13 protein-coding genes are annotated in these 16711 nt (G+C 50.9%); 6 read left to right on the plus strand and 7 right to left on the minus strand.

Annotated features, from left to right (window positions below; translation table 11 throughout):
• Positions 1-195: 195 nt before the first annotated feature.
• On the plus strand, positions 196-996 hold the full coding sequence (locus GX839_01285) for a GIY-YIG nuclease family protein (protein ID NLB04100.1): 801 nt from the start codon (positions 196-198) through the stop codon (positions 994-996).
• 125 nt (positions 997-1121) lie between these two features.
• On the opposite strand, the gene GX839_01290 is transcribed toward GX839_01285, so the two are convergent.
• Positions 1122-3689: a DUF4268 domain-containing protein gene (locus tag GX839_01290; GenBank protein ID NLB04101.1), complete on the minus strand. Its 2568-nt coding sequence runs from the start codon at positions 3687-3689 to the stop codon at positions 1122-1124.
• A 343-nt stretch (positions 3690-4032) separates the two neighbouring features.
• Positions 4033-7056, minus strand: a complete 3024-nt coding sequence (locus tag GX839_01295; protein ID NLB04102.1) for an InlB B-repeat-containing protein — start codon at positions 7054-7056, stop codon at positions 4033-4035.
• 414 nt (positions 7057-7470) lie between these two features.
• Here GX839_01295 and GX839_01300 point away from each other — a divergent pair, with 414 nt between their 5' ends.
• Both GX839_01300 and GX839_01305 read left to right on the plus strand, forming a co-directional pair.
• Positions 7471-8238 (plus strand): zinc-ribbon domain-containing transport protein, encoded by a 768-nt coding sequence (locus GX839_01300; protein ID NLB04103.1) that lies wholly within the window; start codon positions 7471-7473, stop codon positions 8236-8238.
• Positions 8239-8392: 154 nt separating this feature from the next.
• Entirely contained in the window at positions 8393-10180 is a 1788-nt protein-coding gene (locus GX839_01305) for an SLC13 family permease (GenBank protein NLB04104.1), read from the plus strand.
• A gap of 143 nt (positions 10181-10323) precedes the next feature.
• Here the strand turns inward: GX839_01305 and GX839_01310 are convergent, their stop codons facing one another.
• The gene (locus tag GX839_01310; protein NLB04105.1) at positions 10324-10881 is read right to left on the minus strand and encodes a hypothetical protein; all 558 of its coding nucleotides are present in this window, start codon (positions 10879-10881) and stop codon (positions 10324-10326) included.
• Between the two features lie 278 nt (positions 10882-11159).
• Here GX839_01310 and GX839_01315 point away from each other — a divergent pair, with 278 nt between their 5' ends.
• Both GX839_01315 and GX839_01320 read left to right on the plus strand, forming a co-directional pair.
• Positions 11160-11903 carry a sulfite exporter TauE/SafE family protein gene (locus GX839_01315; protein NLB04106.1) on the plus strand — a complete coding sequence of 248 codons (744 nt, stop codon included), beginning with the start codon at positions 11160-11162 and terminating at the stop codon, positions 11901-11903.
• Between the two features lie 52 nt (positions 11904-11955).
• Positions 11956-12843, plus strand: coding sequence for an aminoglycoside phosphotransferase family protein (locus GX839_01320; GenBank protein NLB04107.1), 888 nt, complete (start codon positions 11956-11958; stop codon positions 12841-12843).
• Positions 12844-13074: 231 nt separating this feature from the next.
• Here the strand turns inward: GX839_01320 and GX839_01325 are convergent, their stop codons facing one another.
• Positions 13075-13818, minus strand: a complete 744-nt coding sequence (locus GX839_01325; protein NLB04108.1) for a class I SAM-dependent methyltransferase — start codon at positions 13816-13818, stop codon at positions 13075-13077.
• Positions 13819-14116: 298 nt separating this feature from the next.
• On the opposite strand from GX839_01325, the gene GX839_01330 reads away from it, so the two are divergent.
• Positions 14117-15691 carry an FMN-binding glutamate synthase family protein gene (locus tag GX839_01330; GenBank protein ID NLB04109.1) on the plus strand — a complete coding sequence of 525 codons (1575 nt, stop codon included), beginning with the start codon at positions 14117-14119 and terminating at the stop codon, positions 15689-15691.
• Positions 15692-15790: 99 nt separating this feature from the next.
• Here the strand turns inward: GX839_01330 and GX839_01335 are convergent, their stop codons facing one another.
• From GX839_01335 to GX839_01345, 3 genes are all read right to left on the minus strand, one after another.
• Positions 15791-16138, minus strand: coding sequence for a hypothetical protein (locus GX839_01335; GenBank protein NLB04110.1), 348 nt, complete (start codon positions 16136-16138; stop codon positions 15791-15793).
• A 112-nt stretch (positions 16139-16250) separates the two neighbouring features.
• The gene (locus GX839_01340) at positions 16251-16451 is read right to left on the minus strand and encodes a hypothetical protein (GenBank protein ID NLB04111.1); all 201 of its coding nucleotides are present in this window, start codon (positions 16449-16451) and stop codon (positions 16251-16253) included.
• Positions 16432-16710 carry a hypothetical protein gene (locus GX839_01345; GenBank protein ID NLB04112.1) on the minus strand — a complete coding sequence of 93 codons (279 nt, stop codon included), beginning with the start codon at positions 16708-16710 and terminating at the stop codon, positions 16432-16434. The genes GX839_01340 and GX839_01345 overlap by 20 nt, the downstream gene beginning before the upstream one ends.
• Position 16711: the final 1 nt, after the last annotated feature.

Here is a 16711-nt window from a genome sequence, read left to right on the forward strand (position 1 = left end):
CAGGCTTACACCATCACAATTGAGGCCAAGGAGTCTATGAGGATGCTCTAAGCCTTCCGGCTAGCCTGTTTGGAACTCAATGGCCTTCAACACGCGCGCGGGTGGCCTCCGTCATCCGCGCGATTGGCCTTTTATCGGCGCGGAGGTGGCCTTCTTTATGCGTGGTTTCCAGACGGAAATCCAAACGGGCGCATAATGTGTGAATTGTCAAACTGGAATGGACGTGTCTATAAAATAGCGAGAAGTGAACTTTCCAAATTTGCTGAACGAGGAGACGCAGACAATACAGGAATCTATTTTTTGCTAGGAAAAGATGATTTTAACGTTGATACGATTTATATCGGTGAATCGGAGCACATCTTAACTCGCCTTAAGCAACACCTTAATGACAGCCGATATTGGAATGATGCGATTGCCATTATTAGCAAAGATGATGTGCTTAACAAGGCACATATAAAATATCTTGAAAATCAATTTTTTGAATTTGCCAAAAATTCAGAGCGTGCAATTATCCAGAACCAAACAACTCCTACGAGATCCTCCATATCTGAATATGATGAAGCGATGCTCGCAGAATTTATCAGCAACACAAGGCTTTTGGTAAATGTGCTGGGGCATAAAGTATTTGACTCGGTGGAAGAAACAGTCATCAAGCAAGACGAACAGAGGATCCAATATTTACTCACTGGGCCACGTGGTGCGAATGCACAAGGTTATGTTGTGGTTGACGGTTTTGTGGTTATCGAAGGATCGGTGGTTGCGTACGAGACTGTCCCCAGCTTCCCAGATTCATATCACAGTCTCAGGGACTTGCTGATAAAAAGAAATATTCTCGACTCCAATTATCGTTTCATCCGCGATTACATTTTTACAAGTCCTTCAACCGCCGCAAGTATAGTTCTGGGCCGAGCCGCTAATGGAAGAACTGCATGGTGCACGGAAAAAGGAAAAAAGCTAAAAGACATGGAAGAACAGAATATGTCAAAATTGAACTAAGGGATACTTGGCCCCCAAGTTGTCAAATTTTCCGTCTCCATGGTAACGGGGATCGTCACTTCAAACGAGAGAGATAAATGTGCAAAATCTTTGACAGCACCCGATGGCGATCTATGTGCAAAGACTCAAAAATCATCATCAACTTCGGCTAACGCAGACATCAACTTATCGAACTGATTAACCAGCCAATCGAAATTCTTTCGATAACGTTCCGGATTGAATGCATCCGCCTTAATCTCATGGATGATTCTCTTTGATTTGCTGTTTTTGCGACTCACATCCCACTCAAGAGTTGAACCATAAATCACCTCCATTTCCGCTTTCATAGACTTCAACTTCTCAAAACGTTCAGTTTGGTAAATATGCAGGCCAATACGCAGATTCCCCGTCTTCATCACCTGGAAGAAGGCAATGTATTCACTGCTGCCAATCGAGACGTCATAAGTTCTCGATTGACTCGCTTGCCTGGAGCCTATATCGTTGCTCCTGCCAGTCGATTGACAATATTCAACAAAATGGGTCCAGAACTTCAAGCGTTCCATTTGCAGGTCATTCAAATCTTCTGTTTCGGCTAGATATTCATAGTCCCGCTCTAAGTCAAATTCATAGGAAGGTTTAGGTAACTCAGGCTTTTCATCCCTGTATTCATTCACAAAGGAAATGTGGAGCAAAGCCTGCTTTTGTTCGTCGGTGAAACGCAGTCTCCATCGAATTTCCATAAAGCTCAACAGTCGAAGGCCTCTGTCCATGATGGAAGATGCCGTCCAATCTTCTTCCTGGGCGACCTCGATTTCAGAGTGTGATCCATTCATATAACCTCTCCTCTTTGACGAAGAGTGCTTTTTTTCAGGGAAGCTATCATTTTGCAAAGAAGAATTAATGCTCTGAGCGAGGGGTAGAAGATTGCCCAAACTGCCGGACAAAAACTTGATTTCGTCGTCACTGAAGTGTCGGAACTGATTTCGCCAGTACCATTTGTTAGGGGTCTGGGGCAAAATGTGTTCAATGGTGACCTTATCTTTTTCAGATTTCGAGAACTGCTGCCAAAACACCTTAGGCAGATTGTTCTTTACGGAAAGATGGCTTTCGTATTCAAACAAAAAGTAGCGTAGATCCCGCCAAGCATAGAAACCTGCATCATTTTCAAATCTTTTGTCAGTTCTGGCCATGAAGTTGGAAATGATGGGATGCAAAACGTCGTCGGTCTTCTGTCTCAAGTCATCCGCCAGCGCGGTCAAATTTGAATTGTCCTGCGCCAGCTCTCTGGCTTTATTGTAATAAAACGCGCTTTGATAGCTTGGGTTGAATCTGGCCATCCGGAAGTTAAGGAATATAAATCTCTCAATCTCTTTCAAAAGATAAATCCTCTCCTCTTGGGTGACTTGATTCCCCAGTGACAGAGCGACCGCAACCAAAGGGCGAAAGTAACCCATGCCCAGTCGGTCAAGCTTGTTTATCCATTCCTTCTCATTTTCAGAGAGTTCTTTACTGTCGCCAGGGAAAAAGGTGTAATACCAATACTCGGAAAATTCCTTCAAGCTGTTAACGTAGTCTTTGATCTCTTGAGGTGCGAGGTCGCTGACCAAGTTCACATCGACTTCATCATGATCATAGAGTTCATCATCCGAATAGTCCTCGTCGGAAAGTTCAGGTTCTAAAATTTCATTTTCCACTAAGACAGGATGCTTTTCAAAAACATTTTTTGTTGAAAATTTCTCTAGCAAGAACCGGATGTAGTCATCACCCTTACGACGGGTGTACTTGAAGTAGCTCGTCCAGTGGTTCCTCAGCAGTTCATCATCATGCAAGGGGTGGTCTCTATTTCTTCCCAACTGGTAATAAATTTCTTTCCAAGCATTGTTGATATTGTCTCTCAGTTTACTTCCATCCTGCCTATCGAGTTGCCCGGAATCGTATAGGGTGGTCAAATAAATTAACCGGTTTTTTAGGAGCTCCAAATTACTCAATTTTTTGCCACGGTTATTCATGGTCTCGAAAGCAACAAAAACATCATAGTCGTCTTCGATCTCGTGCAGGTTAAACGTCAGATTAAGTGTTAATTTTTTATATAGGCTCTCGATTGCAGTCAACCCCTCTTCTTGATATAGAGCTTTGAGATTGGAGGAAAAAAATCTCTTTGCGAACATCAGGTTCTGCGTGTAATAAGTTTCATCAATTTTGCCACCATAAGGTTCTTCAAATATCCGATGTTTCAGGTAGTTATAACTCGGGTTGTCTCGCTCATACCCGAATTTATAAGTTTTGATAAGATTTTCAGGCGGCCTCTCTTTGACGATGTACTTTTCTTTGATGGATCTAACCGATTCAAAACCGATAAACATTTCATCTTCTAGTCTATCTTGGTTCTCGTCCAGGTTCTCAACCAAACGAATGATCTCGTAAATGAGGATGGAGAAGGTCGTTAATCGCTGTTGGCCGTCAACAATGTGATAGGCATTATATCCAGATTCAAGCAACCAACTATCATCTTTAGAAGTGAGCAGAGCCTCTTTGCCTATTTTCTTCAAGGACAATAAGCCTGTATAGTGATACCTTTCATCATGGAGGTTAAGCAAATCTTCCCAGAAATCTTCAAGTTGTTCTTTTTTCCAGGCATAACCTCTTTGATAATCGGGAACCCGGAAGAGCCGATTCGGATATAGTGAAGAGAGGGGGTAGAGCTGACTTGACATGGAACAACCTTCTTCCTTTGATGCCTTTTCCACTAGTATAACAGTCTCGGCGCCAGGCATCTCAGCTGTTTGGTTTCATGTCTTCCAGGGGGCCGGGGGTATCTCATTTCTCGGACGAAAAAATGGGCTATCTGGTGTAGAGTGACCCCATAAGTTGGACAAAAGGATCTAACTTGTGACTGTTTGATCCATTCCCGGATCACCATCTTGACTTAACAAGATGACTAATTCATGACAGCATTCACGATTCAAAGGCGAGCTGGCCGTATTGCGGCAGACCAAAAATTAACCGTAAAAGACGGCGACATAAACGCCGTCCTTTACCACTCCAAGAGTATCTTGCTTATGTCCTTTGTTCCCTTCTGTACATGATCAGAGCCAGTGTACCCACCAGGCCGAAGACCAGGAGCCCCAATAACGGATAAGTAAGATGGACGCCTGTCGCGGGGGCCCCTTGGCCCTCCGCACCGGCAAAGACCGCGAGGGGAGAAAGTTCGGTGACCGTGAAGGTTGCACGACCGTTCTGAACGACCGTTGTGTAGGTCTTGAGTCTACCCTGAGCGCAATGCAGGATATCCACCTTCTTGCCGTTATACGTGGGATCGACTGGAAGACTAATCGTCAGCTCACCCGAAAAAGCCTGGGTAAGCGAGATATCCCAGTGCAGCAAAAGGCTGTCAACCTCATTCTCCGCTCTTTTCCGGATGGCGTCACAGGCGGCGCATTCTCCCGGATCATGCGGCTCGGCCTCCGTGACGACCAGCTCGGCATCTTCCCGGATATTGCCGGAGACAGAAATGCCTGTCTGAGGGTCGGTCAAGGTCATAGGGAGGTGCTGGGGCTGATAAGGGGCGATCACGAAAGAGCTGATTTCGCCGGCAGCGTGGGTCGCCGTTTCTTTGACTCGGACCTGATAAGTGCCGTCCCCAAGCCCCGTGAGTGCGCTGTCGGTACCGTCAAGCCAGAGGGTGTCTTCAGGGCCTTTATATTCCATGGCACTGGTCACGCCCAGAAGGCTGCCGTCATTGTTCGCCAAAGTTGTGCAGTCGGTCTTTGAAACACCGGTGACAGCGGGGCCCGCCGCTTTCGTTACAGGTGCGTTTGTCACGGCGGTCAGGCTTCCTGTCTGAACATCACTGGTCACCCGGCAGCTGATGATTTGCCCGATATCTGTCTCAATCAGGGTATAGGCCGGTCCGGTGACCCCATCGATCGCGCTGCCTCCGCGCAGCCATTGGTAAGATAAGGTGCCAGTATTGTTGGTGATGGCACTTGTGTCGACGGACAGGGCCTCACCGAAGACAGAGGATCCCGTCAAGGATACAAACCCGTCAAGTGCCTCCGGAGTCCACTTGGCGTAGAGGGTCAGGTCTGAGGTGACTGTGTCATTGTCGAAATCCCAAGGATCGGTTCCATCAGCTTCCTTGGTCCAGCCGTCAAAGGTGAAGCCGATTTTTTCAGGGTCCGTGGCTGGCAAGGTGACCTTCCCGTCCTGCCTGACCTCCTGAAAGTCGGGGATCGGTAGGCCGCCCGCCGTGTCAAAGTCGACTCGGTAAAGATTGGCATAGGTTGCTGTGACCACGACATCCTGGCGGTTTATATAGGCCCTATAGCGGTTGGGAACCCTTGGATCGGCAGTCAGACTGACGCCGCCGCTTTCGAGGACCCATTTGTCAAAGACCTGTCCGGCCGGCGCGGGATCCGGATCGATGTAGAACAGGCCTCGGTAAAAGAAGTATTGGCCGCTGCCCGTCCCATGGTTGACCGTCAGTTTATAGGTGTTGTTGATAGCGGCGGTCCCCTCACCCCAAACCGTCGGGTCAAAATCAGAGGTAGCCCGGATCGTAATCTTCCTGGACTTTTCATCCCAGCCCACGGTCAAATCACCTTGCTGGTTTATGAATGTATCCGGGCTGGTATTTCCGCTGATTGACCACGACACCTTTCCGGCATCCGGGGGGAGGCCTTGGTGCTGGCTCACTTCCGCACTGACGATCTTGTTGCGGGTGGTGCCGCCATCGATTTGTTCGTTAAGCGTGAGGTGCACATGCACACGCACCCAGTTGATGCCAATATTCCAGGTGGCATAGAAGGTCTGTTCGGTTTGGAGTGCGAAGACTTCGTCACCAACGTTGTAGAGGGAACCTGTCAATGGATTGTTCAAACGCCAGCCGCCAAAGTAGGGCCTATCATCCGGCGCGCTGAATTGAGGTTCCGGCAAAGGATAGTAATTGGCCTTCGGTGTCACGACTGTTTCCATTGTGCCTGTGCCGCCATTGGCATCAAAGTGGACGGTGTACATACGCTTCATCTGGACGGTAATAACAATGGGTCCCGTGACATTTTGTCCAAAAATCTCCAAGTCACCGGTGTTGCTGTTATAAGTGTAATCGGTAAGATAAGTTAGCGACGTTCCATCGACCGTGACTTGAGCGGTGTCCGATGGCAAAGCAAAGTGGGTTTGAGGCAGAAGTTTCCCCGTGAAAGCTTGGCCGTGCGTTGCCACGGGACTGCCTTCCCAGTCGGCTCCGCTGACAAGAACCGGATATTGATCTTCGCCGATCTCTGTCCATTGGGCGTAAAGGGTCAGTGACGAGGTCGGTGGAAGATTAAAGCCATAGGTAGGGGATGTGACCTCGGGTCCTGTTGTCCAGCGGGTGAAGACGTAGGCCGGGTCCGAAGCCTCAGGGGCAGGTGGGATGGTGGCAGACATCAACGAGGTTCTGTACTGAGAGGAGGGCAGGGTGCCTTCCACCAGGTCCTGCTCGTTGGCATCAAAAGTTATTTTGCTGAAATTGACTGAGGCATGGGTGGTGGTGCCATTTGCCGGGGATATAGTCCTGAAACGCTGACCATGGACTTCAAGATCATAAACTCCCGCTGGCAGCTGGACCGAGTATTGACCGTTGTCCTTGTTGGTGAATTCATAGCATTCAGTCGAGTCGCTCCTGGATCTTGCGGTGATGACGGCATCAGTGAAAGGCGCCCAATCGACAGTGACACCCAGATTATAGGTGGGCCAATTGAGCCAGCGGGCATGAAGGATCAGATCGCTGTTGACAGGATCGGAGAATTTCCAATCAGTGTAGGAGTCATCGTAGTCTAAAAAGACCCAGCGACTGAAAACAACCTTCTCTCCTTCAGGTACTTCCGGGTCTGCAGGCCTTGCAACCGTACTTCCGCGGGGGATCGTCCGGATAAGATCCGGATAATCATAGCCGGGCTTAAAGATCACGGTGACCTCATCCGGAGGTTCAGCCGCAACAGGGATGGGGCTTTGATTAAACGTTGCCGCGATGGCAATGAGGGGAAGCGAGGCGGCCAGCATCAAAAGGCACAGCAAGGTAGCCGGAACCGTCTTATTCATCTATTAAGTCCTCCAGATTCACTCTTTGATCACAGCGCGGAACTGTGTAGCCGGAACGGCTGATCAGGGCCTTTGCCGACTCCCAGTCCTGATGTGCGGATAAGAGTAATCAATGAATCGGACTGACTACCTTCTCGCAGTATAAGCCATGGAGGCAGTTGCTGCCATGCATTGATTGAAAGTGTAGCAATTCAAGAAGACATCTCATCCGGCGGGCAAGCCGCGACAGAACTTGACAGATATGGCCATTGTCGATGTGAAAAGTTGTCGATGCCGCGGTGACCGTTAAACAGAAACAACACAGAAAGTGACCTTTTGCCTTCCACCCCTCTGCCTGGCTAATCGTTTTTTTGTCAGGCTATAATAGAAAAACGGATTGCTGGACGCCGGATTGATCACATGAGGGGAGCACAAATGTCAGCTGACTTTTTAGGCAAATTTTTGGGCAGTGCTTTCGGGATCGCTCTTGTGGTGATCCTTGTCCTGGCGATCGCTTATGGTCTCATCCGGCGCAGACTGCGACAAACCGTTCTCTTCAGCCTGATCGGAGCCCTTCGAAAAGAGTTGAAAGGCGGCCAGGTTGACATGAGCCTGGAAAGGCCCCGATCCTTAAGTGGCCTGGACCGGATCTATCTGCCCCAGATCGAAAAGGCCTTTGGGTCATTCAATCTGGAAGAATTCAGAAGTCATGCGGAGGTGCTGCTTTTAAGTGCCCTGGAGTCTGTCAAGCATCAAGATTTGAGCCTGCTTTACCAAGCGGGTCCAAGTTACAGGGAGCAAATCCATCAAGCCATCCGGGCCATGAAAGGCGCCGGTCAAAGCCTGCGGGTTGAACAAGCGAAGATCCACAAGACTGTCATCAGTGCGTTTAAGCACCGGGCGTCGGCATCGGAGATTATCTTCCAGTCAGCCCTGGAAGCCCGGATTGCCCTCTTGGACCGGGAGGGCAAGATCATAAGGGGCAGTCTGGATCACTTGAATCAACTGCGCTTTGACCAGACCCTGATTCATGTCATCAATCCGGACCACTATCAGGAAACCGATCAAAGACTATTAACGGCAAACTGCCCCAACTGCGGAGCCGTCTTGAATCCACACAGTGAAACCTGTGCTTATTGCGGAAGCCATATTGACTTCATTCCGAGTCGGGTGTGGCTATTCTCAAGCTTGAAACAGACATAAGCTCCCAGAAGGTTAGCTAAGCTAAGCGAAACAATAAAAGATATAATAAACAGAATTGAATGGAAGTGACTTCCATCGAGTGAAGGGTGTTTGCTGAGAGATCTCGGGACCATCGGTTCATCGGTAATGATCAAAGACCTGTGAGGGCGGCTTTATGGCTGATCAATTGATCGTCATTTTAATTATCCTGGCGACCCTTTACCTCTTTGTTGACGGAAGAATCCGCTATGACTTTGTCGCTCTCCTGGCGCTGGTGGCCCTGGTCCTGACCGGAATGATCGATGGGAAAGAGGCCTTTAAAGGTTTTGGCCATCCTGCTGTGATCACCGTCGCGGCCGTTTTGATCATTTCCAGTGCCTTAATCAAGACAGGCGCCATTGAAAAGCTGGTCGCTCTGCTTGGCAGGGGAAATGACAGTATTCGGCTGAAGATTTTCAGCCTCATGTCCATCACAGCCCTGCTGTCCGCCTTTATGAACAATGTAGGTGCCCTGGCTTTAATCATGCCCATCTGCATGACGCTCGCCAAAGACAAGGACATCCCGCCCTCCAAGCTCTTAATGCCGGTTGCCTTTGCCTCTCTGCTCGGGGGCATGATCACGGGGATCGGGACCCCGCCCAATCTCATCATCTCCACCTACCGGGTTCAGGCAGGATCCGATCCCTTTTCCTTCCTGGCCTTCACGCCTGTTGGATTGACGGTCGCTTTGGCAGGCATCCTGTTCACCTCCCTGATTGGCTGGAAATTGATTCCTGTCCGAGGGTCATCAAAGCTTGAAGACAGGTTTAACCTGGATAATTATCTTTTTGAGCTGATCGTGACGGAAGCCTGCCCAAGCCAGGGGATTAAGCTGAAAGATTTTCAAGGCCTCTATGGGGAGTCGGTCAATGTCGTCAATATTATGCGGGAAAGCGATCAGATTCTCTCACCGGGTGCCAGTCAGAAGATCTTTCCCAAGGACTTATTGATCGTCAAATCCTCCTCTGAAAGATTGAATGACCTGACCCGTAAAAGTTGTCTGCAATTAAAGGGACCCAAAAGTCAGAAGCTGATTTCCGAAAACAACCTGCGCTCCAGTGATATATCCCTGGTTGAAGTCGTTTTGAGAGATGATTCCCCTCTCATCGGGAGGACCGCGGTCGAAACCCAGTTGAGGACAAGGTACAATGCCAATTTAATTGCCGTGTCCCGCAAGGGCACCGTCAATGTTGAGCGGCTAAAGTCCTTGAAATTCAATCGGGGGGATATCCTTTTGCTGCAAGTAGCCACCTCTTCCATGGATGATGTCTTCAGCAAAATAAGGTGTCTGCCTCTGGCCCAAAGGGAGACCGGCTTGAAAGTTTTGGACTCATCAAGGGAACAGACGATCACGGTCCTGATTTTTGGAATTTCAATCATCCTGACCGTTTTGGAAGTCATGCCGGTACAGGTCTCTTTTGCTCTGGCCAGCCTGGCCCTTGTCATGTTTCGGATCATCAGTCCCAGAGAATTTTACCAGGCAATCGAGTGGCCCACCATTATTATGATCGGTTCCCTCTTTGCCCTGGGAGAGGCACTGGAGACAAGCGGGGGTTCTGAAACCCTGGCCCATCTCATCTCCACGGCCTCTGCCTACTTATCACCTGGACTGATGCTGGCTTTAATCATGGCCATGACGGTGATCCTGACCAATATTGTGAACAATAATGCCGCGACCATTTTAATGGCTCCCATCGCCCTGCGTGTCGCTGCCTTGCTTGGCGCCTCACACGACCCCTTTTTAATGGCTGTCTGTGTCGGTGCCTCCATCTCCTACATGACACCCATCGGCCATCAATCCAACACCTTAATCATGGGCCCCGGAGGCTTAAAATTCGCGGACTATTGGCACTTGGGCCTGCCCCTGTCAATTTTGTCGATCGCAGTAGGAACCCCCATCATCCTCATGGTCTGGCCTTTGTAGACCAATGCCATTGATCCGATGGAATAGGAACCATCTCAGCTCTTCCCGATGACTCCTTTTCGGTACCAGGCACCGGCGTCGTTTTGATGCCATAGGTCTTGTTACCAAACGGATCTTGGAGAAGCAGACTGCTCACTGTTTTTCTAAGGTGATGCGGGGTCTTCTGACAGAGAGGCCAGTTCAAGAAAGAAGTCATGGATGGCATTCACTGCCCGGTAATCCATAAAACCGCTGGAATTGTCATGGGCGTAGACGCGTTCACCGGAGGCATACTTAATAAGCAGGAGGGAACCTAAACCTTCCGGCAGGCCATTGACCTGTCTGTCGATGCCGTTGTACCGGGGAAGGTCGTACTGGTCAACCAGTGTCTGCAAATCATCAAGGGTGGCAAGAGGGAGATCCAGCTGCAGACCGATGGGCTCAATCCCATTGCCATAAGCGCTCATTTGGTAGGAGGCATGATCCTTTTCGCGCACCAGCTGAAAAACGGCAAAGTCGTAGCCACCCTCCTGTATGGTGTTGAAATTGAGCTCACACTCGAATCGCAGGATTTCCTTTGACTGGATGGTCTTGGGCGCCTCCCAGGATTTGTCCCTCAAGCCACCCGGCATGTCTTCCTCTTTGATTGTTTCCTTGCCGGCACAGGAAGAAAGAAGCGACAAGACCAGCACCACACCAACTGCCAGGATCAGTTTGTTCATCATTTTCCCTCCTGCCGACCAGCTTAACATAAGAAGAGGAGACATCCCTTTGTTCTACAGTGATGATAAAGATTTTCGGTGCCTGAGGCCCCAGTTGAAAAGTTGTACGTTTTTTGGGAACCGGCGGTGGCTCATTTACCGGATGAAACAGATGTGGAAAGCATCCGGCAGCGCTGAGCGGCGCGGGTGATTTCGTTGCCTGACCCGGCCTCACAAAGACACCTGCCCTCATTTATGGTTCAATAAAGAAAGTCAAACGGAAAGTTGGCCCAGCCCGCATGATTCTATTCTTCATCCTCCTCTTTCTCACCCACATCCTGGAAGCCATCGCCGGCTTCGGCTCCCCGGCCATTGCCATCCCCATCCTGTCCCTGGTTCTGGGTACTGAGACCTCCGTTGCCCTCTTTTCTGCCGCAGGCCTGGTCCTCTGCTTGCTCATCGCCTGCAATGGCCGAAAACAAATCCAGTTCAAGGAACTCTTTTTCATGCTGGCCGCCATTGTCCCCATCATGCCGGTCGGTTACCTGCTCTTTTCCAGGCTCCGCCCTTATGAATGGGCGCTGCGCCTGGTCATGGGCCTGATCGTCTGTTTTGTCGCCGGCCGGGAAATCTGGCGAAAAATGATCAGGAAGGAGGCAGGTGATCCCCCCAAATGGTTTGTCTACACCACCTTCGCCATCGGGGCCGTTGTCCAGGGCATGCTGTCCATGGGCGGAGCCTTGATCAATGTCTATGCCCTGACCCGGATCAAGGACAAAAGCAAGTTCCGGGCCACCATGGTCATGGTCTGGCTGATCACCAATACCATCTCCCTCTTCTACCGGGTCTTTGTCCTTGATGTTTACACCCCGGCCATCTGGTTGAATGTCCTCTATTCCATCCCCCTGGTCCTGATCGCCTTTTTCATCGGCAACCGCCTCCACCAGGAGATCCCCAACGCCAAATTCGCCAACTTCGTTTACATGGTCCAGCTGGCAAGCGGTATCTTCGCAATCGCAGGGGGCTTCACGCTGAGAGCCTAGCGACTGATGGAGGGTGGTGACAGCATGTTACTTCCTGCATCCGGAGGATGAAATGCTTGAAATCAGCAGTGCATTGGCCCGGGCCTTGGTGAAAGAACAGTTCCCACAATGGGCAGAACTTCCCATCTATCCAGTAGAAGAAAGCGGTCACGATCATCGGACCTTCCATTTGGGAGATCGCATGAGCATCAGGTTGCCCAGCGAGGAAGCCTATGTCCCGCAAGTGGACAAAGAAGATCGATGGCTCCCTTACCTGTCGGATAAGCTACAAGTGCCAATCCCTATTCCTATAGCCAAGGGGCGACCCGGATCAGGCTATCTTTGGCCCTGGTCGGTCAGGAGTTGGGTCGACGGGAATACGGCAAGCCGGGAGAGGGTAAAAGATTTGGAAAAGTTTGCAATCGATCTAGCGGCATTTTTAACCTGCTTGCAATCAATTGACCCTTCAGACGGCCCTGCTCCTGGTGAACATAATTTTTATCGCGGCGGATCCCTGGCCGTTTATGATGATGAAAGCAGGGCCGCCATTGAGCGGTTCAGGGATGAATTAGATGCTTCGCTTTGCCTGGCGATCTGGGAAAGAGCGCTCTCGACAGCGTGGGGTGCAGAACCTCTCTGGATCCATGGTGACATGGACCAGGGAAATCTCCTGGTCGACCAATCTGGCAGATTGAGCGGGGTGATCGACTTTGGTTTGCTGGGCATCGGCGATCCTGCCTGTGATCTGGTCTTGGCCTGGACATTCTTTGACAGGAAAAGCCGCATAAGCTTCAAAGAGGCCGTGAATCTGGATGAGAACACCTGGGACCGGGCGCGGGGTTGGGCCCTTTGGAAAGCACTTATCAGCTATCATGCTGACCCAGGCAGCTCTTGGGATCAAGTTTCAAAAGAAAAGGCTACGCTGGCAGCTATTTTTGAAGAATTTTTATCGCCGGAGTGAGCCGGGGAATTATCTAGGTGTTGGATTCAATCCAAATGGTCTTTACCAGCGCGCGACACCAGCATCACTCCGTATCATCACCATCGGACCGGAAGAGGTACCTGTCTGTGATCAAGATGGGTTCCTGTCCGTTCCAGGCCTCAAAGCACAAGTCGTTGATACAACCGGTTCTGGCCATGCCGCGTGATGCTTCAGCTTTACCGGTCAGCGGCACCAATCAGTCACGTGATGTTAGGCGTCCTTTGTGGCCGTAAAAGTAACCATGGCTGACACTTCTTTGCCATAGCCTGTTTCATGGCTGATGTCCTTGAAGTGCATGTGGGATAAGAGCATCTCAAATTCCCGGATCCCATACCAATACAAAACCAAATGAGCTGTCTCCGTCATCATAACCTTCCCTCTTTGGATCAGTTCATATCGGTTGACAAAGGATGTCTTCTGGTTCAGCCAATCGATGTTTTCGCTGTGGCTTGTGAATATGAGTTCCCTGTCCTCGGTCATTGGAAAACGACTTGTGCTTGTCTGCCCCGCTTTGAAGGACACGGGCATTTCCAGGTCAAGGATGATTTGCCCTCCTGCATTGAGATGTTGATGGAAATTCCTAAGAACCTCTTTTACCTTTTCCCCGGGTAGAAGACAAAATGTTCCCGCGGGCATGATGATGGCATCGTATCGATGAGGCAAAGACAGATCTGCCAAGTCCTGCTCATACAGGAGGGCTTTAACCTGGTGTCTTTCCAAATTACTCCGGCATTGTTCCAGCATGTCTGCGGATGAATCCACGCCATCGACGGTATGACCCCTTCCGATTAAGGGGATCAAGATCCGCCCCGTCCCCACACCGGCTTCCAAAATACGGCCGGTCACCTTCTCACATTTTTTTGAATAGTAGTCAATATCCCCATCAAGGGAGCAGCCGACAGGCTTGGTCAATTCATAAAACAGGGTGCTTAAGTGTCCGTATTCTTTCGACATCCATCGTCTCCTGATAAAAAAGTCATCTTCTGCGGTTCCCGATCGCCGCAGCCCTCATGTTTTCACGCGCCTCTGGGCCATGCTGGAGGGCTAATGAAATTGTATCAATCTCAATGAGCCCAGATAAAGAGGACCTGGTATTTTGCTGGAGGGCGGGCAAGGAAATTGATATTATTAGATAATTAAAAAAAGTGATGAGACCGACCGGCCGGGGTCGCCGAGCCTGCCATCTGCCGGACTTGTGAGATGAGTGTATGAAGGTGCTAAGACAGATCTGAAGGAGAAAGGATCGAAAACCATGAAGTATGTGTGTGGTGTATGCGGATATATCTTTGATGAGGAGGCCGAAGGTAAGAAATTCGAAGAGCTGACTCGCTGCCCCAATTGTCACTCCCCGGCCTCGGTTTTCAAACCCTTGAAAGAAGAGGGGGAGGAAGCTTCAAAAGAAGACTCGGATTCCGGAAGGGTCTATCAGTGCGGCGTTTGCGGCTACATCTTTGATGAAAAGGCGGAGGGCAAGAAGTTTGAAGAACTGACCCACTGCCCCCGCTGCCATTCGCCTGCCTCCGTCTTCAAGCGCATTGACGGGGGAGAGGTGGCGGAAGAAGACCCGGCAAGCTCGAAGAGCGGGAGCCGGGAAAACTCCCACGACCTGGACTACGATAGCGAAACCATGAGGACCGACCCCGAAGAACATTACATGGATGACATCCATGAAATGGCGAAAGAAGGGAAGACAATCATTGGTTCCATGGGTCCTCGAGCTGTCAGGCCTTCTTGGGACGACATCTTCATCCTGGGAGCTCAACTGGATCCCATGCCCCTGGATGAGCACGCCCCCGTGGATATCACAACCGTAATTGGCAGACGCGCGGCCAAGCCCATGGTGCTGGACATGCCCGTCTACATCTCCCATATGTCCTTTGGAGCCCTGTCCAAAGAGGCCAAAATATCCTTGGCCAAAGGTGCGGCCATGGCGAAAACCGCCATGTGCAGTGGTGAAGGCGGGATCCTGCCCGAGGAAATGGAGGCGGCTTACAAGTACATCTTCGAATACGTGCCCAACCAATACAGCGTCACCGATGAAAATCTGCGGAAGGCCGATGCCATCGAAATCAAAATTGGCCAGGCGGCCAAACCGGGGATGGGCGGACAGCTGCCCGGTCACAAGGTCACCTCGGAGATCGCGGCAATCAGAAACCGCCCGGTGGGAGAGGATATCCTGAGTCCCTCCCGCTTCCCGGGGATTGAGAGTCAGGACGATTTGAAAAAACTGGTGGACAGCTTGAGAGAAAGATCCGGCGGCAGGCCCATCGGCATCAAGCTGGCTGCTGGCAGAATCGAAAAAGATCTGGCCTTTGCGGTCGGGGCCGGCATCGATTTTGTTACCATCGACGGCAGGGGAGGCGCCACGGGGGCAAGCCCAAAACTCTTGCGGGATGCCACAGGTCTCCCGACCATTTACGCCCTGCGCCGGGCCAGAAAATTTCTGGACTCCATCGGGTCAGATATCGAACTGGTCATCACCGGGGGCCTTCGGGTTTCCTCGGATTTTGCCAAAGCCATCGCCCTTGGCGCCGATGCTGTGGCCATCGCTTCGGCGGCCCTGATGGCAGCGGCCTGCCAGCAGTACAAGATCTGCCACACCGGCTATTGCCCCACGGGAGTGACGAGCCAGGATCCGGAACTCCGCAAACGGCTCCACGTCGACGTCGCCGGGCAAAGAGTCTACAATTTCCTCAAAGTGTCAGCGGAAGAACTCAAAATCTACGGGAGAGTCACGGGGCACGACAAGATCCACCAACTGACCTTGGAAGACCTCTGTACCGTCGATCGGGATCTGGCCGAATACGCCGATATTCCGCACGCCTGACCATGTTGACCTGAGAACTCAAGGGGCCGTCCCTTCACACTTTTTGTGTTTTGAGACAGCCCCTTGAATCAAATTTTCGTCCTTCGGCGGATAGAACTCCTAATCCCTCGTCACTGTCACCTCCGCCAAGGGCAGCCCACCCGACACAAAGGTATAGTAATCGAATCCATGAAGCTCATCTTGGAGCTGATCGATCCCAGCGCCGTTAAGGTTGTAGACTTCTCCAATGAACTGGATCGCTCCATCTGCCTTAAGAGCCACGCCATCGTCAGCGCGCTTCAGGTGGAAAGTACCCTTGAATTGGTTGAAAATGAGCTGGCCGTTCACTCCGAGCCCCAAGTCACCTGACGAGCGAATGTCAACGGAAGAGCTGCCCTTGAGCACCAGGTCACCCGAAACGTGGGTTGCATATCCGCTTGAGTACAAAGTCGAATTCTCAAGTTCCATATCGCTTTCGAAAAAGGCGCCCAGGCCTTCAGACTGGATGCGGACACTTGAATCGGTGAAGATCCATTTAAAGCTCCCGGGCCGCTGTCACTGAACAAGGGGATGACTTCTTCTAAGGGAGCCAAGTCCCTGTGAGCGAAACATCCAGCCTAATCGAATGCACGCTCCAGGGGCGGTTGGCGTAGATGGTCACGGTGTCGATGGACTTCAAGGTCAGGCCGGCCCCGGCGCCGACTCCCAGGACTGTAAGGGGCCGGTAAAGGCGGACCGTCCAGGCGTCAGGCGTGAGGTTCTCAAGCAGGCACCTCTTCAAAGGAAACGTTTGTCTGGTAGGGTGCCGTGAGGGATTTTTGAGTCGTCCCATCAGTAAATTGACCTTGGTTGGCGTCAAAAGTGACCGCCATATCCCGGAGTTCCCGATCATAGATCGCGTAAAGAGTCCGGTGGTCGGTGATGAAAAATGAGGTATAGTCTTCACCTTTTGTGCCGTCCGCCGTCCCGGACCAGCCGGCAAAGCGGTAATGGCAGTGTTCATCGCCCGGGTGTTGCGGGACTTCCTGGAAAGAGGCCATC

It is taken from the genome of Fastidiosipila sp., from assembly GCA_012511175.1.
Taxonomy (GTDB): Bacteria; Bacillota; Clostridia; order Saccharofermentanales; family DTU023; genus UBA4923.

Bases quoted from the DNA above. Each gene is read 5' to 3' on its own strand.
- GX839_01300 (NLB04103.1), top strand. From the start codon at position 7,471: ATGTCAGCTGACTTTTTAGGCAAATTTTTGGGCAGTGCTTTCGGGATC.
- GX839_01345 (NLB04112.1), bottom strand. From the start codon at position 16,710: ATGGCCTCTTTCCAGGAAGTCCCGCAACACCCGGGCGATGAACACTGC.
- GX839_01330 (NLB04109.1), top strand. From the start codon at position 14,117: ATGAAGTATGTGTGTGGTGTATGCGGATATATCTTTGATGAGGAGGCC.
- GX839_01315 (NLB04106.1), top strand. From the start codon at position 11,160: ATGATTCTATTCTTCATCCTCCTCTTTCTCACCCACATCCTGGAAGCC.
- GX839_01320 (NLB04107.1), top strand. From the start codon at position 11,956: ATGCTTGAAATCAGCAGTGCATTGGCCCGGGCCTTGGTGAAAGAACAG.
- GX839_01285 (NLB04100.1), top strand. From the start codon at position 196: ATGTGTGAATTGTCAAACTGGAATGGACGTGTCTATAAAATAGCGAGA.
- GX839_01325 (NLB04108.1), bottom strand. From the start codon at position 13,818: ATGTCGAAAGAATACGGACACTTAAGCACCCTGTTTTATGAATTGACC.
- GX839_01335 (NLB04110.1), bottom strand. From the start codon at position 16,138: ATGGAACTTGAGAATTCGACTTTGTACTCAAGCGGATATGCAACCCAC.
- GX839_01295 (NLB04102.1), bottom strand. From the start codon at position 7,056: ATGAATAAGACGGTTCCGGCTACCTTGCTGTGCCTTTTGATGCTGGCC.
- GX839_01310 (NLB04105.1), bottom strand. From the start codon at position 10,881: ATGAACAAACTGATCCTGGCAGTTGGTGTGGTGCTGGTCTTGTCGCTT.
- GX839_01305 (NLB04104.1), top strand. From the start codon at position 8,393: ATGGCTGATCAATTGATCGTCATTTTAATTATCCTGGCGACCCTTTAC.
- GX839_01290 (NLB04101.1), bottom strand. From the start codon at position 3,689: ATGTCAAGTCAGCTCTACCCCCTCTCTTCACTATATCCGAATCGGCTC.